Origin of the sequence: Bradyrhizobium murdochi, from assembly GCF_000472965.1 — a bacterium.
Classification (GTDB): domain Bacteria; phylum Pseudomonadota; class Alphaproteobacteria; order Rhizobiales; family Xanthobacteraceae; genus Bradyrhizobium; species Bradyrhizobium murdochi.
In genome coordinates, this window is sequence record NZ_AXAU01000001.1 from 395,034 (window position 1) to 413,431 (window position 18,398).

The window sequence follows — 18,398 nt, forward strand, 5'->3', positions numbered from 1 at the left end:
TGCTGCTCACCGGTGAATCGTGTTCGAAGCCCGGGAACCGGTCAGGAGGCGGCGTAGTTATTCGATGCCCGTGGGGCGGCGCATAGGCCGCCGTCTGCATCAATCAGTGCTCAGCATACCCGGAGGCAGCCATGGCACTCGCGATCAAGGTCAACGGTACCATACAGAGCGTCGATGTCGATAATGACGCGCCGCTCCTTTGGGTCCTGCGTGATGCGCTCGGCCTGGCCGGCACGAAGTTCGGCTGCGGTGTCGCACAATGCGGCGCCTGCACCGTGTTCGTGGATGGCAAGCCCATGCGCTCCTGTACCCTGCCGATCTCGGCGCTCGGCACCCGCGAGGTGACCACCATCGAGGGCGTCTCCGGGCGGGAGGCCGAGGCGGTACAGCAAGCCTGGATCGCGCGCGACGTGCCGCAATGCGGCTACTGCCAGTCAGGCCAGGTGATGAGCGCCGTCGCGCTCCTCAAGCAGGTCAAGAAACCGAGCGACCGCGACATCGATCTCGCGATGAACGGCAACGTCTGCCGCTGCGCCACCTACGTTCGTATCCGCGCCGCGATCCACGACGCCGCCCGCGCGCTGGAGGGCTGAGCCATGACGACACACGACGTTGCGCTTTCACGCCGCGCGATGCTCAAGGGCGCCGCCGGCCTCGTCATCGGCCTTTATCTGCCCGAGAAGGCGCGCGCGCAATCGGGCGCGGCGCACGCCTTCCGTCGCGCCGCCGGCGGCGCTGATTTCGCGCCCAACGCCTTCATTCGCATCGGCGCGGACGATACGGTGACCGTACTGATCAAGCATATCGAGTTCGGCCAAGGTCCCTTCACCGGTCTCGCAACCCTTGTCGCCGAGGAGCTCGACGCCGACTGGTCGAAGGTGCGGGCCGAGCACGCGCCCTCCAACACCGACTTCTACAAGAATTTGGCCTTCGGCGTGCAGGGCACGGGCGGCTCTACCGCGATCGCCAATTCGTACGATCAGATGCGCAAGGCGGGCGCGACTGCGCGCGCCATGCTGGTCGCCGCCGCGGCGCAAAGCTGGGGCGTGCCGGCGCGCGAGATCACGGTTGAGCGCGGCGTGCTGCGCCATACCGGGACCGGTCGCGAGGGCCGCTTTGGGCAGTTCGCCGAGGCAGCCGCACGCCAGCCGGTCCCGTCCGACCCGCCGCTCAAGGACCCGTCCGTCTTTCGGCTGATCGGCCGCGACGACGGCTCGGTCAAGAAGCTCGACAGTGCCGCGAAATCCAACGGCACGGCGCAGTTCACGATCGACATGAGCGAACCCGGAATGCTCACCGTCGTCGTGGCGCACCCGCCGCGGTTCGGCGCCCGGGTCGCGTCCTTCGATGCGAGCGCGGCACGCGCGGTCCAGGGCGTGGTCGACGTCAAGCAGGTGCCGACCGGCGTGGCCGTCTACGCCAACGGCACCTGGCCGGCGATCAAGGGGCGCGAACAATTGCGCATCAGTTGGGACGAGTCGGCCGCCGAGAAGCGCAGCAGCGACCAGCTCATCGAGGAATACCGCGCGCTGGCGCGCCGGCCTGGCCGCATTGCCGGTGCCCACGGTGACGCGATCACGACGCTCGCGCGCGCCGAGAGAACCATCGAAGCCGAATACGTTTTCCCCTATCTCGCGCACGCCCCCATGGAGCCGCTCGACGGCTTCCTGCGCTGGGACGGACAGCGCGCGCATGCCCGCTTCGGCAGCCAGTTGCAGACGCTCGATCACCAGGCGATCGCCACGGTGCTTGGGCTCAAGCCGGAGCAGGTGGAATTGGAAACGATGCTCGCCGGCGGCAGTTTCGGGCGCCGGGCGCAGCAAACGAGTCATCTGGCTGCGGAATTGGCCGAAGTGGCGAAGGCGATCGGCCCTGGCCGGCCGGTGAAACTCGTCTGGACGCGCGAGGATGACATCCGCGGCGGCTATTACCGTCCGCTCATCGTGCACCGCATGCGCGGCGGCCTCCGTGATGGCAAGATCGTCGCCTGGACCGACACCGTCGTCAGCCAATCGATCTTGAAGGGCTCGCCCTTCGAGGCCGTGATGGCAAAGGGCGGCATCGACGCCACGTCGGTCGAGGGCGCGAAGGAAATCCCCTACGATATCGCCGATTTCCGCTGCGATCTGCACACGACGGATGTCGGCGTGCCGGTCCTGTGGTGGCGCTCCGTCGGCCATACGCACACCGGATATGCGGTCGAATGCTTCGTCGACGAACTCCTGCAGGCGACCGGGCAGGATCCGGTGGCGGGCCGGCTCGCCATGATGGGCAAGGCACCGCGCGAGGCTGGCGTGCTGCGCGCCGTGGCCGAGCTCGCGCAATGGTCCGGGCCCGGCCCGGTCAATGGCCGCGCCCGCGGCGTTGCGGTAGTGAAGAGCTTCGACAGCTACGTCGCCCAGATCGCCGAGGTCTCGGCCGGCGATGACGGCCCGCGCGTGCATAAGGTCTGGTGCGCGGTCGATTGCGGTGTGCCGGTCAATCCGGACGTGATCCGCGCGCAGATGGAAGGGGGCATCGGTTTTGGTGTCGGTGCGGCACTCTACGGCGAGGTGGCTCTCGACGAGGGCCGGCCGGTGCCGGCGAATTTCGACACTTACCGCGTGCTGCGCATCCACGAGATGCCTCAGGTCGAGGTGCGCGTCGTCAACTCGACCGAGAAGCCGACGGGCGTCGGCGAGCCGGGCGTGCCGCCGATCGGGCCTGCTGTCGCCAACGCAATGGCCCGGCTCGGCCTCGGGCGGCCGCGCCGCCTGCCATTGGTGAGGGCGGTCGCATGATGCGCGCACAGGCTCTTCTCGCGGCGGGGGCGGCCGCCGTGACGGTTCTGGTCGCGGGCGCGGCGGCGCAGACCACCCGCCAGCAGACTACTGCGAAGGACTTGCGCCCCGTCTCGAGCTTCCAGAGCGTCGCCGATCAACAGGCGCGTTCGATCGCGCTGTTCGAAGAGGCCGGCAAGGTGCTGCATCATCCGCGTTGTGTGAACTGCCACCCGGCGACCGAGCGGCCGTTGCAGAGCGACGCGATGCGGCCGCATCAGCCGCTCGTGGTGCGCGGGGCCGACGGGCACGGCGTGCCTGGCATGACCTGCAATACCTGCCACCACACCGCGAATTTCGATGCCGCCCGCGTGCCAGGCCATCCGCAGTGGCACCTTGCTCCGGCGTCGATGGCTTGGGAGGGGCGCACGCTCGGCGAGATCTGCGCGCAGATCAAGGATCCGAACCGCAATGGCGGCAAGGACATGGCCGCGCTCCTTCACCATATGGCGGAGGACTCGCTGGTGGGCTGGGGCTGGTCGCCCGGTCCGGGCCGCGAGCCAGCGCCGGGCACGCAGGCCTCGTTCGGCGCTCTGCTGCGGGCCTGGGCTGATGCTGGCGCGCATTGCCCGCCCTCATGAGGCGGAGGTGTTAACTCCGTATGGAATGTCCCTGCGGGGTCTTGGCTGGATCAAAACGCGTTTCGCATCGGTCGTCGAAGCCCCGCGCGCCATTTATTGCTCCAGCTTATAGGTCCTTGCGGATCATAGCGGCTAGTCGCGCCAGAGCCATTTCCTAATTTGTCATCATCAACGCGGGCATCCACCGCGGACCCCGCAACCATTCGGAACGCCTGATGATCACTCGCAGAGGCATGCTTAGCTCGACCTGCGGCATTGCGGCCGTGACATTCACCGGCGTCGCCGCGGTCCAGCCATGGCTGCCCCCACACAAGGAAGGACCGGAGCCATGCAGATCACACGATCCGGCTCGCAACCGTCCCGCAAGGGAGAGGCGAAGTATTTCACGGGCGATGTACGGATCGATCCACTTTTCCAGGCGCCAGATCCTGCGCGCGCCGGCGCGGGAAGCGTCACGTTTGAGCCGGGCGCCCGCACCGCCTGGCACACGCATCCGCTCGGTCAGACGCTCATCATCACGGCGGGGGTCGGCTGGGTTCAGGGCGAGAACGGCCCGGTCGAGGAGGTACGGCCCGGTGACGTGGTGTGGATCGCGCCGAACCTCAAGCATTGGCATGGCGCGACTCCGACCACGGCGATGACTCATATCGCGGTCAACGAATTGCGGGATGGCAAGAACGTCGACTGGATGGAGCACGTCACCGACGAACAATACCGAAGATGAACTCGCGGGCTGCGACCGCCGCGCGATCAAGGCTCTGCCGCGCGCCCCATGAGATCCGCATGGTCACATGGTCCAAAGATGAACTACGCAAGATCGCAGAAGGCGAGCGTGTGCTAGTCCGCCGTCCGCTCCCGCAAGCGCTGCGCATAGACGTTGATCACCAGCGCGGCCAGCAGGATCAGGCCGCGGATTAAAATCTTCAGGAAACTGTCGATGTTGACGTGATCGAGTCCGTTGTTGAGGACGCCGAGCACGAACAGGCCGACGATGGTGTTGCCGATGCCGCCGCGGCCGCCAAAGAGACTGGTGCCGCCGACCACGACGGCGGCGATCGAATCCAAAAGGTACGTGTCGAACTCGTTCTGTTGCGCGCTGCCGAAATGGGCGACGCCGAGCATGCCGCCGATGCCAGCGCAGACGGCGGAGATGACCATCACGCTGCCGAGGATGAGTTTGACGTTGAGGCCGGAATATTCGGCGGCCTCGCGGTTGCCGCCGACCATATAGACGTAGCGGCCGAAGCGGGTGTAGGTCAGCACCAGATGGCCGCCGAGCAGCATCAAGGCCGCCACGATCACGATCCAGGGGACGCCGCCGATCGATGTCGATCCGAGCGTCGAGACCAGCGGGGGCACCTTGTAGGCGATTTGCCCGCGTACCAACAGCGCCGAGATGCCGGCGGCGATCTGCATCATCGCCAGCGTCATGATGAAAGAGGGGATGCCGATAACCGTCAGCCCGAAGGCGTTGACGAGGCCGAGCAGGGCGCAGAGCGCCAGCGCCAAGAGGATCGCGGCCCATCCGGGCATCGGCACGTTGGCGATGTTGACGTAGGATTCCTGCAGCGTGAAATAGGCAACCGCAATGCCGGTGACGTTTGCGATGGCGGCGATCGAGAGGTCGATTTCGGCGCAGAGGATCACGAAAGTGAGGCCGACGGCGATGATGCCGGTGACCGAGATCTGGGTCAGGATGTTGCCGAGATTGTCCAACGTCGCAAACGAGGGACTGGCGGCGGCGAAGAAGCCGAACAGACAGATCAGCGTCAGGAACGGCGCGATGTTGCGCATCTGGGAGCGCAGCATCACGGCGAGCCGGTGCGGGCGTTTGCGATCGGAAGCGGGGACTGTCACGCTTTCACCTGAAGTCATGTCGGTCTCCTCACGCCGCTTCGAGCAGGCGGTCCTTGCTGATCCGTTCGTTGGAAAATTCGCGCACCACCGCGCCGCGCTTGAGCACGATGATACGGTCGGCAAGCGACAGCACTGTCTCCGGCTCGGTGGAGAGCACGATCACGGCGAGCCCCTTGGCGCGCAAATCCCTGACGATGTGGATGACGTCGTCCTTGGCGCCGACATCCATGCCGCGGGTCGGTTCGCACAGCACCAATAGCCGCGGCGGATAGCTCAGCCATTTCGCCAGCGCGACCTTCTGCTGATTGCCGCCCGAGAGCATGCCGAGATCGAGTTCGACGGCTGCGGGCCGAATCCGCAACTGGTCGACCTGCCGCGCGGCGATCTCGCGTTCGCGCGACGGCTTGAGCAGCAGGGATGAAATGCGGTCGAGGACGCTGATCGAGATGTTCTTGTAGACCGGCTCCTGGTGGAACAGCATGTCGCGCCGGCTCTCGGGCACGAAGGCGATGCCGGCGCGGCGTGCGCCGGCCGTGCTGCGGAAGGCCTTTTGTTCTCCGGCAATCGCCAGCGAGCCCTGGTCGGGTTTGAGCTTGCCGAACAGGATCCGCGCCAGTTCGAGCTGCCCGCATCCCATAAAGCCGTAGATGCCCAGCACTTCGCCGGCGCGGACGTCGAACGAAACGTCGCGCAGGCTGCGGGCGAGCGATAGCCCGCTCGCGTTCAGCACCACTGGCCTCTCGGCGGGCGGCGGCAGCATGATGTCATGCGTGTAGGTCTCTTCCAGCGCCTCGCGGCCATGGCCGATCATGGCCTCGATCAACGCGGGCTTGTTGGTATCGGCGGCCCTCGTCTCGGCGACCTTCCTGCCGTTGCGGAACACCGTTACGACGTCGGAGACGCGCAGGATGTCCTCGATGAAATGCGAGATGAAGACGATGCTGGTGCCTTCGTCGCGCAACCGCTTCAGGGTCGCGAACAGGCGCTCCACTTCCGGCGGCGACAGCGCCGAGGTCGGCTCGTCGAGGATGATGATGCGGGCTCCGGAAAACAGCACGCGGGCGATCTCGATCAGTTGCTGCAGGCCGATCGGCAGGTCGCCGAGCCGCGACATCGGATCGACGTCGATGCCGAAGCGTTTGAGTTGCTCGCCGGCCTCGCGTGCCATGCGCCGCCACTGCACGAAGCCAAAACGGTTGGTCGGCTGGTTGCCCAGAAACACGTTCTCGGCCACCGACAGATCTGGCGCCACGCTCAGTTCCTGATGCACCATCGCGATACCCGCCGCATGCGCATCGCGCACCGATCGAAAGCGGGTTTCCCGGCCGTCCAGGATGAAGCGGCCGGAAAAATCGGCATGCACGCCGGCGATGATCTTCATTAGCGTGCTTTTGCCCGCGCCGTTCTCGCCGACGAGACCATGGATCTCGCCGGGAGAAAGCGCAAAATCGACACTACGAAGGGCTTCGACGCCGCCGAAGGCCTTCGTGATCTCTTGCAGTTCGAGGATGGGCTTAAGTCCCACAGGCATGCTGACTCAGATCAGGAAATGGTCCTGCATCCACTGCATGCCGGCGGCATTGGCCTTGGTCACGACCGGGCCGTCAGTGATGACGTGCTTTGGGATACCCTGTCCGCTCTTCTCGCCCGCGGTCACCGCAGCGACGCCGGCAATGATGGCGCCACCATGGATGCGGCAGGAGGGATTGCGGACGGTCGCGAACATGCGGCCTTCGCTCACCGCCTGGATCGCCGGCGGCATGGCGTCGACGCCGCCGATCAGGATGTTGGTGCGGTTGCGCGCCTTCATGATGTTGTAGGCGGCCAGCGCCATGTCGTCATTGTGGAAGAAGGCAGCGTCGATCTGCGGGTGCTTTGTCAGATAGGTCTCCCACAGCCGCGCCGTCTTTGAGACATCCCAATCCGCGGGCTGGGTGTCCAGCACTTCGATGTTCGGAAATTGCTTCACCACTGTGTTAAAGCCCTTGGCGCGGCCCTGCGCGCCGGTGTGGCCGAGGGCGCCCTGCGTCATGATGATCTTGCCCTTGCCGCCCATGGCGTTGCACAGCGCCTGGGTCACCGAAGCGCCCATGAATTCATTGTCGGGCGCCAGGAACGAATGAACCTTGATCTGATCGAGCGGCGCGATCAGCGTGTCCATGTCGATCACGGGAATGCCGGCATCGATCATCTTCTGCACGGGCTGGGTCAGCGTGCCGATGCCGAACGCCTGGATGGCCACGAAATCCCATTTTTGCGACGCCATGTTATCGATCGCCGCGCGCTGCTTGACCGCGTCGAGCTGGCCGTCGAACCAGGTGACTTCGACGTTGAACAGCTTGCCCCACCATTCCGCCGCCTGCTTGCCCTGGGCGCACCAGGTCGCCTGCAGGCCTGCATTGGAGAACGCAGCCTTCAACGGTTTCTCTGAACGGGCGGCTGCCGCCAGCGCTGGATTAATACCCAGTCCCCCGAGCAGGGCGGCGGCTGCGCCAGCCGCGCCCGCGGCCTGAAGAAGGTCGCGCCTGGTCGTTGCCGTTTTGTCAGTTCCGGACATCGTTTGCTCCCTCGCTTGTCGTTTGTTATGGCCGTCGGCGTCGATTGCACGCACCGCGGATCGAGGCAGTCTTTCACACTCGGCGCGTTTGCGCCACCGGATGACTTGATCGTCGGTATCAATGAGCGCCCGAAGACTTTGGTCTCGTCATTTCACTGCGCTGCAACGAGGCCCTCGATCTCGCCGAGCAGTTCTTGCCACGCCGCATCGATTTCGTCCGACCAGTCCGGCCCGACGATTTCGCGTAGCGTCTGCGCGATGATGCCGAAGAACGCGACGAACAATTCGCGCGGCGTGCCGTAGGAGTCGTGCGAGGAAACTTCCGATGCGATCAGACGGAAATGGCCGGTGCGTTGGCCGGCAAAATCCAGAATGGCGTTGATCGTCAGGGCCAGCATCGAGCCCTTGACGAGTTCGCCGCCCTCGGTCCGAAACATCGTCCGCGCCTCGGGGTGCGCCTCGAACAGGCGGCGATAGACCAGCGGCGTCAGATCTTCGCAGCGCGCGGCGGCCAGTTCAAAACTTCGCTCGATCGGATTTGACGATGCCGTCATTGTCGTTTGCGATCGTAACGAAAAAAAAGAGCAGGGCACCAAGCCCTGCTCAAAAATTGTGTCGACCCTTAATTTCCTCGAAAATTGAGATTTGATCTTGATTGTCGAGGCGACGCTGCTTGTGCGCGTCAGGGCTCCTCCCGAGACTTGGACCACCAAGCTTTGCCTGTCGGCAAGCCTGAGCCCGAATTGGTAGACCATCTTTTTCGTCTTGTCACCAATTTCGGCAACGTTTGTTCAAAATTCCAGCACTCTGCGAAATGATTGGGAATATGCTACTCGCAGTTGTGGATTTAGCTGCAATTCGCCCGAGGCTTGGTATCCCGGTAAGGCGCCCTCCAAATGATGCAAAACGCATCTCTTTTCGCCAGCATCTCTCCTTGAAGCTGCAACATAGTTCCGGGAACCTGATCTCGACTCCAGACTCCTGAAGTGATTAAGGTCTGAAGCGGATGGGTTTGCGATGCGCCGGCGGCTGAAGAATTTTCTGCCAATTGTCCTGATTGCCCTGGTGGTGCAGATTTTTGCACCCATCGGCGCATGCTGGGCGGCCAGCATCGCGGCCTCCGATCCGCTCGCCGGCGCCGTGATCTGCCACGGCGATGGCGGCGGTGGTGCCGGGCAGGCCGACCAAGCCGGCCACCGCGCCCACGACGGATGCTGTTCGGTTTGCAACGTGCTGCAGACCGGAGCCCCGGTCGACGCGCCGGAGGCATCCGAGCTCATCGCGATTGATCGCCAGCCCGCGCGCGTGGTCTGGATAGAATTTGCCCCTGACCGGTTCGCTTCCCGTGCCGGTTCGCAAGCGCAGGCGCGTGCGCCTCCATCCATTTCCTGACCTCACTTGACCTTCGTCAAACGGTGCGGCCTGCGGCCGTGCCAGTTCGTCCAGTTGAGTAAGCCAGCCAAAGCGCTGGCGTCAGGAATGTCTTATGTACCCCCCTCGTGTTTTGGGAAGCGCGAGCCTGCTTGTGCTTGGCAGTGCGCTGTCCCTTACACCGTCGAATACGACCGCCCAGACGGCGTTGCCGGCGGTGACCGTCGATGCGCCGCGCGCCGTGACCGCCAGACCTGCGGCCCGAAAGCCGGCCATTCGCGCGTCCGCCCGGACGCAGGCGAGGCCGCCTTCGGCCAACCCCGCGCCTTCAGCGTCGCTAACCGCGGGCATTACCCCGAGCGTGGCGCGCGCGCTGCTTTACCAGGCGCGGAATGGCCAGACCGGGACGACCATCGATCGTAGCCAGTTCGACAACCGGCCTTCGTTTTCCGTGGCCGACGTGCTGCGCGACAGCCCCGGCATCTCGGTGAAGCAGGGCAACGGGCCGCGCGATATCGGTATCTCGATCCGCGGTTCCAACGCCCGAAACGGCTTCGGCATCCGCAACCTCGTGATCTTTGACGACGGCTTTCCGGTCACGCAGCCGGACGGGCTTTCCCGCAGCGACCTGATCGATCCCAATGCCTATGGCGCGATCGATGTCATTCGAGGACCGTCTTCAGCGCTCTTTGGCAACTATGCCACCGGCGGCGCGCTCAACTTCCGCACCCGCCCGGGGCTTACAATCGACGGGGTCGAGTACGGCGTCGATGGCGGCAGCTTCGGCTACCTCAACAACTATCTCGCCGCAGGCAAGAAGGTCGGCAATTTCGAGTACTCGCTGTTCGCCAGCGATGCGCGCGGCGACGGCTTTATCCAGAATAGCTGGTTCAATACCCAGACCGTGAATTTCTTAGGCACACTGCAGGCGACGCCCGACGACCGCTTCACGGTCAAGTTCATTAACAACAATCTCGATACTCGGGTGCCGCTCCGGCTGTCGCTCAACCAGTATTCTCAGAACCCGTTCCAGCAGGGCTGCGATATGGCGGGCGTCGCCGGCTGCGCCTCAGTTAACCTCCTCAACAACGGCTTCAATGGCACAAGGACTCCGATCACCGCCATCCAGGCCGGGCTCGGCCGCGAAGATCGCCGCACCATCGTCGGCGGTAGATGGGAGCACGATTTCGACAACACGACCACCTGGCGCAACCAGTTCGTGTTCGACGATCGCAATATCAACCAGCCGACGGGAGCGACCAGCGCGATCGGCGATTTCCCGTCGTACAACTACATGAGCGACGTCACCAAGCGCGGCGAAATCCTCGGCATGGAATCGACGACATACTTCGGCGCGTTCTACAATACGCTGACCGCGTCAAGCGACTCACGCCACGTCATGCCGGGAGGCAATGCGAAGCTCGGCCTACTGCAAAGCAATACCTGGAGCGACACCACGAACTATGGCGTTCGCGCTCGCGAGGAATTGAAGCTGACGCCGCAATTAACCGCTATTGCCGGCATCGGATGGGAAACCACGCATCTGAAGGGGATCAATTCCGCCTACAATTACGGAAACTCGCCGATTCCGATGCCGACGATCACCACGACGACCGCCGATCGGCAATTTCAGAACACCGCGCCCGAGCTGGCGCTGCTCTACAAGCTCAATCCCGAATGGCTGTTCCGCGCGCGCGTCGCCACCGGCTACGGCACCCCGCAGGTCAATAACCTCTTCGTCCTCCCGAACGGCCAGAACGGCAACAATACGCAGCTAAAGACGCAGCAGAACCTCGGTTACGACGTCGGATTCGACTGGACGCCGAACAGCGCGCTCAAATTCAGCGCGACCGGCTTCTATGAATTCTTCAAAAACGAGCTGGTCTCGCAAGCCACTCAGGTCGGCGCGCCCAATGCGAGCTTCACGTTCAACGCCCCGAAATCGGAACATCGCGGCGTAGAGCTGGCCGCCGACTGGAAGTTCTATCCCGGCTGGCGTTTCACGGCCGTCTACACCTATCTCGACGAGGTCTATACGGAATACACCGAGAATATCGTCAACGGCGCGACGTTCAGCTTCAACCGTGCAGGTAACAAAATTCCCGGCATCTCGCCGCACGAACTGACGGCGCGTCTTGGCTATGAGCAGATGTGGGGGCCGCTTGCCGGCCTCGGAGCATTCGTAGAAGTCCAGTGGAAGGATTCGTTCTACATGGACAACGCCAATCTCTTGAAGGCGCCCGGTTACGAACTGGTCAATCTCAACGTGCACTACAATACGGATCTCAAGTCCGACTACTTCAAGTCATTGAGCATGTATGTCGAAGTCAGGAACGTGTTCGACCGGACCTATGTGGCTTCCGCGAACAACATCGCAAACTCGGTGACGGCAGGCGGCATCCAGAATCCCGCCAGCGTGTTGGCGAATACGACCGGCTCGATCTACGCGGGTTCGCCGCGTGCGTTCATTGCCGGAATGAAGCTGGCGTTCAAATGACCGGACAACAACGCAGGAGGAGTAAAGCCATGCTGCGAATGAGCCTGCTCGCGATGCTCGCTCTCTCGCTTTGCCAAAGTGCAGCGCAAGCGCAAATGAGCCATCATCAGCACGCCTCGGAAGCCGCGTGCGAGGAGACAGCCTTGCGCTGTGCGTCGAAGGTCATGCCGGCCTTCGCGCCGGACGGAACGCTGTGGCTCGCCTGGATGGCGGGAGGCCAGATATCGGTCGCGAGTTCGAAGGATCAGGGGCGCAGCTTTTCGACGCCGGTTCAGGTGACAAAAGAAAAGCTCAACCTCGATTGGGGTCCGGATGCGCGTCCGCAGATCGTCATCGACAAGAATGGCGGCATTGCACTGGCGTTTTCGCGCTTCCGGGATAAGGCGTTCAATGGTCAGGTGCTGGCCACGAGGTCGGTCGATGGCGGCCAGAGCTTTGCCGCGCCGCAGCCGATCACGTCGAGTAACGAGAGCCAGCGCTTCGTGGCGCTCGGGCTTGATGCGGATGGTTCGGTGTTTGCGGCCTGGATCGACAAACGCAACCGCGTGCCGGCGCGTGAGGAGGGCAGGAAATATGAGGGGGCAGGGCTGTTCTTCGCATCATCGAAGGACGGGGGCGCGACCTATTCCGAGACGCACCTCGCAGCAGACAACACCTGTGAATGCTGCCGGCTTGGCCTCGCGTTCGCAGGCGCCGGCCGTCCGGTGGTGGTGTTCAGGAACATCTTCGAAGGCGGTGTGCGCGATCACGCGATCATGACGTTCGCCGACCCGGCGACGCCGGGCGAAGTTCGCCGCGTCAGCCGTGACGATTGGCAGATTGCCGCGTGCCCGCATCATGGGCCAAGTCTTTCGATCTCGCCCGCCGGCACTTACCACGTGACGTGGTACACCAACGGCAAGGTGCGCAAGGGGCTGTTCTATGCCCGCTCGCAAGACGAGGGACGTACGTTTTCCGATCCGCTTCCGCTCGGCCGCGCCGATCGCAATCCTACGCGGCCCTACGTTCTTGCCGGCCCGCGTGGCACCACCATGGTCTGGAAGGAGTTCGACGGCGAGAAGACCGCGGTCAACGCGATTGTCTCGCATGATGAGGGCAAGAGCTGGTCAACGCCGGTCGCGATCACTACGACGACCGATACATCCGACCACCCGCTGCTGGTCAGTGACGGGCAGAAGGTCTACCTTTCGTGGATGACCAAGGCCGACGGATATCGCCTTCTACCGATCGGAGATGGATCATGAAGCGCCTCCTGCTCGCCGTCATATTCCTCGTTGCCTGTCTGGGCGCCGCGCCCGGCGCCGAGACGCCGTCCGAGCTCACGCTCAAGCCGTTCGTGCGGGGAAGCTGGCAGGACGTGCTGCGTTCGCATGCCGGACGTCCGACGCTGGTGCATTTCTGGGGCGTCACCTGCGGTCCTTGCAAGGTCGAATTACCGTTGCTCGGCCAATTCATGAAGGACCATTCCGAGCTCGACGTTGTGATGATCAGCGCCGACCTCGTTCCGAATCTGGCCGGCGCGACGCGCGCGATGCTGCAGAAGGCCGGGCTGGGATCGGCGGAAAACTGGATCTTCAGCGATGGCTTCGTCGAACGCCTCCGGTTCGAGATCGATCCCGCCTGGCAGGGTGATATCCCGCGCACGCTTCTTATCGGGCGGGATGGAACCGTCACCACGATCGAAGGTTCGGCGGAAATACCGGACCTCGAAAAATGGTTGGTTCAGCAAAAGGCCGTGAAGAAATAAGGACGCAATCCCGCTATATTGTGAACATGAACGTTGCATTCTCAAGTTAATGCAACGGCGGCCCTCGGCCGTCCGTTGTGTGCCGGCCAGAAATCGAAAGACATCCGATGAAACCTGTCTTGCCATTGTTCGCCTTCGCCACCCTGTTTGCTCTCCTGGGTACGCCCGCGCACGCCCAGGAGGTCAAGGCCGGAGACCTCGTCATCAAGCAGGCTTGGAGCCGCGCTACGCCGAGCGGCGCAAAAATCGCCGGCGGATATCTCACTGTCGAAAACAAGGGCAGCGCGCCGGACAAGCTCGTTGGCGGCTCGGGCGATAATATCGGCAAGGTCGAAATTCACGAGATGGCGATGAACAACGGCGTCATGACGATGCGGCCGCTCGACAAGGGCCTGCCGATCGAACCGGGCAAGACCGTCAAGCTCGCGCCGGGCGGCTATCATTTGATGCTGATGGATCTCAAGCAGGCCTTCAAGCAGGGCGACAAGGTGCCGGTCACCCTCGAATTCGAGAAGGCGGGAAAGGTGACGTTGTCGCTCGATATACAGGGCGTCGGCGCGCAGGGGCCGGCGGGCGGCGAAATGAAGCACGATCATTCAGGGATGAAGAAGTAGGGAGCGGCTTGTGTAGGGTGGGCAAAGCGAAGCGTGCCCACCTTATCAAGCGCGATCTGCCGATGGATGGTGGGCACAGCGCAAGTGCGCCTTTGCCCACCCTACAAAACTAACAATTCGCTGCCAAAACGACCTACAAATCCGCGTTTTCAGGGGCTTTTTCGCGGCTTCCGGCCTTGTGTTTTCGCAGCCGATCCGGTTTCACTGCACCTCTTCCGGTAGCCCACTGATTCCTCGAGTTGTCCCATGCGGTTGTCGCGGTTTTTTCTACCCATCCTGAAAGAGAATCCGAAAGAGGCGGAGATCGTCTCGCACCGGCTGATGCTGCGCGCGGGCATGATGCGGCAGGAGGCGGCCGGCGTCTACGCCTGGCTGCCGCTCGGCTTCCGGGTGTTGAAGAAGATCGAGCAGATCGTCCGCGAGGAACAGGACCGCGCCGGCGCCCTGGAACTGTTGATGCCGACGCTGCAACTCGCGGACCTCTGGCGCGAGAGCGGACGCTACGACGCCTACGGCCCGGAGATGCTGCGCATCAGCGACCGCCACAAGCGCGAATTGCTGTATGGGCCGACCAATGAGGAAATGATCACCGAGATCTTTCGCGCCTACGTCAAATCCTACAGAAGCCTGCCGCTCAATCTCTATCACATCCAGTGGAAGTTCCGTGACGAGCAGCGTCCGCGTTTCGGCGTGATGCGCGGCCGCGAGTTCCTGATGAAGGATGCGTACTCCTTCGATATCGACGAGGCGGCGGCGCGCCGTTCCTACAACCGGATGTTCATCGCTTACCTGCGCACCTTCGCGCGAATGGGATTGAAGGCGATCCCGATGCGCGCCGAGACCGGGCCGATCGGCGGCGACCTCAGTCATGAATTCATCGTGCTGGCGGAAACTGGCGAGTCCGGCGTGTTCTGCAACAGCGACGTGCTGAACCTGCCGATCCCGCCCGACGACGTCGATTACGACGGCGATCTAACCCCGATCATCAAGCAATGGACGGCGGTCTATGCTGCAACCGAGGACGTCCACGACGCCGCTCGTTACGAGCGCGAAGTGCCGGCCGACAAGCGCGTCAATACGCGCGGCATCGAGGTCGGCCAGATCTTCTACTTCGGCACCAAATATTCCGATGCGATGAAGGCGCTGGTCGCCGGCCCTGACGGCGTCGACGTGCCGATCCATGGCGGTTCCTACGGCGTCGGGGTCTCGCGGCTGGTCGGCGCCATCATCGAGGCCTGCCACGACGATGCCGGCATCAAATGGCCGGAGGCGGTGGCGCCGTTCACGGCCGTGATTTTGAACCTGAAGCAGGGGGACGCAGCCGTGGATGGAGCCTGCGAGAAGCTTTACCGCGAGCTTCAGGCCAAAGGCGTCGATGTGCTCTATGACGATACCGACCAGCGCGCTGGCGCGAAATTCGCCGCCGCCGACCTGATCGGCATTCCCTGGCAAATTCTGGTCGGGCCGAAGGGCCTCGCCGAGGGCAAGCTCGAGATCAAGCGGCGCAGCGACGGCTCGCGCGAGAATCTCAGCCCTGCGGAAGTGGTGGCAAAGATCGCGGGATAAGATATCCACCGCGGCTGATATGTTGGCCAATACGGCCACATTTGGCCCGAATCATGGGATTATCGAGTAATGGATGAGACCATGAACGAGACAGCCCGAACTCCGCCTTTTGCGCCCTTCGAATGGCTGCTGTCCGGGCGTTACCTGCGGGCGCGTCGCAAGGAAGGCTTCATTTCCGTCATCGCCGGCTTTTCGTTCCTCGGCATCATGCTCGGCGTCGCCACGCTGATCATCGTGATGGCCGTGATGAACGGTTTTCGCAAGGAACTCCTGGATAAGATCCTCGGGCTCAACGGCCACCTGTTGGTGCAGCCGCTGGAATCGCCGCTGACCGACTGGAAGGACGTCGCCGAGCGCGTCAGCCAGGTCGACGGCATCCGCCTTGCCGCGCCGGTCGTGGACGGCCAGGCGCTGGCGTCCTCGGCCTTCAACGCCGCCGGTGTACTGGTACGCGGTATGCGCTCTGCGGACCTGAACAACCTCACCTCGATCGCCAAGAACATCAAGCAAGGCACGATGGAGGGGTTTGACGAGGGGCAGGGCGTCATCATCGGACGCCGGCTCGCCGATCAATTGTCGCTGCATGCCGGCGACACCATCACGCTGGTTGCGCCCAAGGGCGCAGTGACCCCGATGGGCACGACGCCGCGCATAAAGCCCTACAAGGTGGCGGCCGTGTTCGAGATCGGCATGTCGGAATATGACGCAAGCTTCGTGTTCATGCCGCTGCCGGAGTCGCAGGCCTATTTCAACCGCAAGGACGACGTGACTGCGATCGAGATATTCACCACCAATCCCGATCGAATCGACGCGTTCCGCAAGAGCGTGACGGAGGCAGCCGGGCGGCCGGTGTTCCTGGTCGACTGGCGGCAGCGCAACTCGACCTTCTTCAACGCGCTTCAGGTCGAGCGCAACGTGATGTTTTTGATCTTGACCATGATCGTGTTGGTTGCCGCGCTCAACATCGTCTCCGGCCTGATCATGCTGGTCAAGGACAAGGGCCAGGACATCGCCATCCTGCGCACCATGGGCGCCTCGCAGGGCTCGATCATGCGGATCTTCCTGATCACGGGCGCTGCGATCGGTGTGGTCGGCACGCTGACCGGATTCTTCGTCGGCATGCTGATCTGCCTGAATATCGAATCGATCCGGCAGTTCCTGTCCTGGATGACCAACACCGAATTATTCTCGCCGGAACTCTATTTCCTCTCCCGGCTGCCGGCCGAGATCGATTTCGGCGAAACCACTGCGGTGGTGATCATGGCGCTGACGCTGTCGTTCCTGGCGACGCTCTATCCGTCCTGGCGCGCCGCGCGCCTCGATCCCGTCGATGCGCTCCGGTACGAGTGAGGGCGAGATGGCCGAGGAGGCGGAAGATGTACCCGTTATCTATCTCCACGAGATAAAACGCGAGTACAGGCAGGGCGAGGCAACGCTGACCATCCTCGACGGCGCCAAGCTTGCGCTGTGGGCGGGGCAATCGGTGGCGTTGGTGGCGCCGTCGGGGTCCGGCAAGTCGACGCTGCTGCACATCGCGGGCCTGCTCGAAAGCCCCGATGACGGCGAGGTCTATGTCGCGGGCACGCCGACCTCGCAATTATCAGATATCGACCGCACCCAGATCCGGCGCTCCGACATCGGCTTCGTCTATCAATCGCATCGGCTGTTGCCGGAATTCACCGCGCTTGAAAACGTCATGCTGCCGCAGATGATCCGCGGCCTCAAACGCTCCGAGACGATCAAGCGCTCGCAGGAGATTTTGGCCTATCTCGGCCTCGGCGATCGCACCTCGCACCGACCGGCCGAACTGTCCGGTGGCGAGCAGCAGCGCGTCGCCATCGCGCGCGCGGTCGCCAACGCGCCCCGGGCGCTACTCGCCGACGAGCCGACCGGAAATCTCGATCCACATACCGCCGATCATGTGTTCAACGCGCTGATGCAGCTCGTGAAGGCGACGCAGGTCGCGATGCTGATCGCCACCCACAACATGGAGCTCGCCGGCCGCATGGACCGGCGCGTGTCGCTGGTCGACGGCCGGGTCGTCGAACTCGAATAACGGCGTTCAGTAAACGCCGCGCCTGCGCACCGGCCGATCCTGATAGGCGTTCGACGCGTAGGGATTGAGCACGCATTGTGCCGCGCGCCCCGAGGCGGACATATTACATTGTGACAGCGACGTATAACGGCACTCGTAGTAGGTGGCCGGGCCGTAGACACGCAGGCAGACCGGATAGTCGGATCCGTAGGTCTGCGCCCGAGCCGGCGCCGAAGCGGAGATCATTGCAATCGCGAGGATCGCCAAAACCGGAATGCGCATCAAAATCTCCCTTGAGATGTGCGATCGATCCGCATGTGCAGACGGCCAGCAGACATTCGACGCGCTGCGGCGTCAAATCACGTTCGCGCGCTGCAAGGGCTCGCGCTCAGTAGCCGTTGCGGTAGCGGTTGTAGCGGCGTGCCGCCGGTTCTTGAGATGCATGTGCGAAATACGGATTGATCTCGCATTGCGCCGGGCGGCCCGATGCCGACATGTTGCATTGAGCCAGGGAGGTATAGGCACATTCGTAGTAGTTGATCCCCCTGTTATAAACATGCAGGCAAACCGGATAGCGGGGATCGTAAGTCTGTGCCTGCGCCGGTGCCGCTGCCGAGGCCGCTCCGACTGCCAGAATTGCCAGAGTTAGAACTCGCATCAGAATCTCCTTGGGACTGCATCGGTCCGCGTGTGCTGACGGCCAGCAGATATTCGACGCGGTCCGGCGTCAAATCACGTTCACGCGCTGTAGGTG

18 protein-coding genes are annotated in these 18,398 nt (G+C 63.3%); 12 read left to right on the plus strand and 6 right to left on the minus strand.

Annotated elements, in window-relative coordinates; translation table 11 throughout:
• Positions 1–131: 131 nt before the first annotated feature.
• The 4 genes from YUO_RS0102075 (at position 132) to YUO_RS0102090 (ending at position 4,124) form a co-directional block, all read left to right on the plus strand.
• Positions 132–593 (plus strand): (2Fe-2S)-binding protein, encoded by a 462-nt coding sequence (locus tag YUO_RS0102075; protein WP_028345802.1) that lies wholly within the window; start codon positions 132–134, stop codon positions 591–593.
• A 3-nt stretch (positions 594–596) separates the two neighbouring features.
• Positions 597–2,780 (plus strand): xanthine dehydrogenase family protein molybdopterin-binding subunit, encoded by a 2,184-nt coding sequence (locus YUO_RS0102080; protein WP_028345803.1) that lies wholly within the window; start codon positions 597–599, stop codon positions 2,778–2,780.
• Positions 2,780–3,400, plus strand: coding sequence for a hypothetical protein (locus tag YUO_RS0102085; protein ID WP_028345804.1), 621 nt, complete (start codon positions 2,780–2,782; stop codon positions 3,398–3,400). The genes YUO_RS0102080 and YUO_RS0102085 overlap by 1 nt, the downstream gene beginning before the upstream one ends.
• Positions 3,401–3,728: 328 nt before the next feature.
• A complete protein-coding gene (locus YUO_RS0102090) occupies positions 3,729–4,124 on the plus strand; it encodes a (R)-mandelonitrile lyase (RefSeq protein WP_028345805.1) in 396 nt (131 codons plus the stop codon).
• Between the two features lie 113 nt (positions 4,125–4,237).
• On the opposite strand, the gene YUO_RS0102095 is transcribed toward YUO_RS0102090, so the two are convergent.
• The 4 genes from YUO_RS0102095 to YUO_RS0102110 form a co-directional block, all read right to left on the minus strand.
• Positions 4,238–5,275, minus strand: a complete 1,038-nt coding sequence (locus YUO_RS0102095) for an ABC transporter permease (protein WP_028345806.1) — start codon at positions 5,273–5,275, stop codon at positions 4,238–4,240.
• Between the two features lie 10 nt (positions 5,276–5,285).
• Positions 5,286–6,788, minus strand: a complete 1,503-nt coding sequence (locus YUO_RS0102100) for a sugar ABC transporter ATP-binding protein (protein ID WP_028345807.1) — start codon at positions 6,786–6,788, stop codon at positions 5,286–5,288.
• A 6-nt stretch (positions 6,789–6,794) separates the two neighbouring features.
• A complete protein-coding gene (locus YUO_RS0102105) occupies positions 6,795–7,814 on the minus strand; it encodes a sugar ABC transporter substrate-binding protein (RefSeq protein WP_028345808.1) in 1,020 nt (339 codons plus the stop codon).
• Between the two features lie 152 nt (positions 7,815–7,966).
• Entirely contained in the window at positions 7,967–8,368 is a 402-nt protein-coding gene (locus tag YUO_RS0102110; protein WP_028345809.1) for a globin, read from the minus strand.
• A gap of 463 nt (positions 8,369–8,831) precedes the next feature.
• On the opposite strand from YUO_RS0102110, the gene YUO_RS0102115 reads away from it, so the two are divergent.
• The 8 genes from YUO_RS0102115 to YUO_RS0102150 all read left to right on the plus strand — a co-directional run bounded on the left by YUO_RS0102115 (position 8,832) and on the right by YUO_RS0102150 (position 17,665).
• The gene (locus tag YUO_RS0102115) at positions 8,832–9,206 is read left to right on the plus strand and encodes a DUF2946 family protein (protein ID WP_028345810.1); all 375 of its coding nucleotides are present in this window, start codon (positions 8,832–8,834) and stop codon (positions 9,204–9,206) included.
• 94 nt (positions 9,207–9,300) lie between these two features.
• Positions 9,301–11,682, plus strand: coding sequence for a TonB-dependent receptor family protein (locus YUO_RS0102120; protein ID WP_028345811.1), 2,382 nt, complete (start codon positions 9,301–9,303; stop codon positions 11,680–11,682).
• Between the two features lie 29 nt (positions 11,683–11,711).
• Positions 11,712–12,926: a sialidase family protein gene (locus YUO_RS0102125; RefSeq protein ID WP_028345812.1), complete on the plus strand. Its 1,215-nt coding sequence runs from the start codon at positions 11,712–11,714 to the stop codon at positions 12,924–12,926.
• Positions 12,923–13,429, plus strand: a complete 507-nt coding sequence (locus YUO_RS0102130; protein WP_028345813.1) for a TlpA family protein disulfide reductase — start codon at positions 12,923–12,925, stop codon at positions 13,427–13,429. Before YUO_RS0102125 ends, YUO_RS0102130 begins: the two co-directional genes overlap by 4 nt.
• 107 nt (positions 13,430–13,536) lie before the next feature.
• Positions 13,537–14,043, plus strand: a complete 507-nt coding sequence (locus YUO_RS0102135; protein ID WP_028345814.1) for a copper chaperone PCu(A)C — start codon at positions 13,537–13,539, stop codon at positions 14,041–14,043.
• 246 nt (positions 14,044–14,289) lie between these two features.
• Positions 14,290–15,609, plus strand: coding sequence for a proline--tRNA ligase (gene proS / locus YUO_RS0102140; RefSeq protein ID WP_028345815.1), 1,320 nt, complete (start codon positions 14,290–14,292; stop codon positions 15,607–15,609).
• A 69-nt stretch (positions 15,610–15,678) separates the two neighbouring features.
• A complete protein-coding gene (locus YUO_RS0102145) occupies positions 15,679–16,959 on the plus strand; it encodes a lipoprotein-releasing ABC transporter permease subunit (RefSeq protein WP_028345816.1) in 1,281 nt (426 codons plus the stop codon).
• Positions 16,960–16,966: 7 nt separating this feature from the next.
• Positions 16,967–17,665, plus strand: coding sequence for an ABC transporter ATP-binding protein (locus YUO_RS0102150; RefSeq protein ID WP_028345817.1), 699 nt, complete (start codon positions 16,967–16,969; stop codon positions 17,663–17,665).
• A 6-nt stretch (positions 17,666–17,671) separates the two neighbouring features.
• Here YUO_RS0102150 and YUO_RS0102155 read toward each other — a convergent pair whose 3' ends face one another.
• Together YUO_RS0102155 and YUO_RS44440 are read right to left on the minus strand one after the other, a co-directional pair.
• The gene (locus YUO_RS0102155) at positions 17,672–17,926 is read right to left on the minus strand and encodes a DUF3551 domain-containing protein (RefSeq protein WP_028345818.1); all 255 of its coding nucleotides are present in this window, start codon (positions 17,924–17,926) and stop codon (positions 17,672–17,674) included.
• 106 nt (positions 17,927–18,032) lie between these two features.
• Entirely contained in the window at positions 18,033–18,302 is a 270-nt protein-coding gene (locus tag YUO_RS44440) for a DUF3551 domain-containing protein (protein WP_028345819.1), read from the minus strand.
• Between the last annotated feature and the right edge of the window lie 96 nt (positions 18,303–18,398).

Excerpts from the sequence above, each read along its gene's own strand:
- YUO_RS0102075 (WP_028345802.1), top strand. The coding sequence starts at position 132 with ATGGCACTCGCGATCAAGGTCAACGGTACCATACAGAGCGTCGATGTC.
- YUO_RS0102080 (WP_028345803.1), top strand. The coding sequence starts at position 597 with ATGACGACACACGACGTTGCGCTTTCACGCCGCGCGATGCTCAAGGGC.
- YUO_RS0102085 (WP_028345804.1), top strand. The coding sequence starts at position 2,780 with ATGCGCGCACAGGCTCTTCTCGCGGCGGGGGCGGCCGCCGTGACGGTT.
- YUO_RS0102090 (WP_028345805.1), top strand. The coding sequence starts at position 3,729 with ATGCAGATCACACGATCCGGCTCGCAACCGTCCCGCAAGGGAGAGGCG.
- YUO_RS0102095 (WP_028345806.1), bottom strand. The coding sequence starts at position 5,275 with ATGACTTCAGGTGAAAGCGTGACAGTCCCCGCTTCCGATCGCAAACGC.
- YUO_RS0102100 (WP_028345807.1), bottom strand. The coding sequence starts at position 6,788 with ATGCCTGTGGGACTTAAGCCCATCCTCGAACTGCAAGAGATCACGAAG.
- YUO_RS0102105 (WP_028345808.1), bottom strand. The coding sequence starts at position 7,814 with ATGTCCGGAACTGACAAAACGGCAACGACCAGGCGCGACCTTCTTCAG.
- YUO_RS0102110 (WP_028345809.1), bottom strand. The coding sequence starts at position 8,368 with ATGACGGCATCGTCAAATCCGATCGAGCGAAGTTTTGAACTGGCCGCC.
- YUO_RS0102115 (WP_028345810.1), top strand. The coding sequence starts at position 8,832 with ATGCGCCGGCGGCTGAAGAATTTTCTGCCAATTGTCCTGATTGCCCTG.
- YUO_RS0102120 (WP_028345811.1), top strand. The coding sequence starts at position 9,301 with ATGTACCCCCCTCGTGTTTTGGGAAGCGCGAGCCTGCTTGTGCTTGGC.
- YUO_RS0102125 (WP_028345812.1), top strand. The coding sequence starts at position 11,712 with ATGCTGCGAATGAGCCTGCTCGCGATGCTCGCTCTCTCGCTTTGCCAA.
- YUO_RS0102130 (WP_028345813.1), top strand. The coding sequence starts at position 12,923 with ATGAAGCGCCTCCTGCTCGCCGTCATATTCCTCGTTGCCTGTCTGGGC.
- YUO_RS0102135 (WP_028345814.1), top strand. The coding sequence starts at position 13,537 with ATGAAACCTGTCTTGCCATTGTTCGCCTTCGCCACCCTGTTTGCTCTC.
- proS (WP_028345815.1), top strand. The coding sequence starts at position 14,290 with ATGCGGTTGTCGCGGTTTTTTCTACCCATCCTGAAAGAGAATCCGAAA.
- YUO_RS0102145 (WP_028345816.1), top strand. The coding sequence starts at position 15,679 with ATGGATGAGACCATGAACGAGACAGCCCGAACTCCGCCTTTTGCGCCC.
- YUO_RS0102150 (WP_028345817.1), top strand. The coding sequence starts at position 16,967 with ATGGCCGAGGAGGCGGAAGATGTACCCGTTATCTATCTCCACGAGATA.
- YUO_RS0102155 (WP_028345818.1), bottom strand. The coding sequence starts at position 17,926 with ATGCGCATTCCGGTTTTGGCGATCCTCGCGATTGCAATGATCTCCGCT.
- YUO_RS44440 (WP_028345819.1), bottom strand. The coding sequence starts at position 18,302 with ATGCGAGTTCTAACTCTGGCAATTCTGGCAGTCGGAGCGGCCTCGGCA.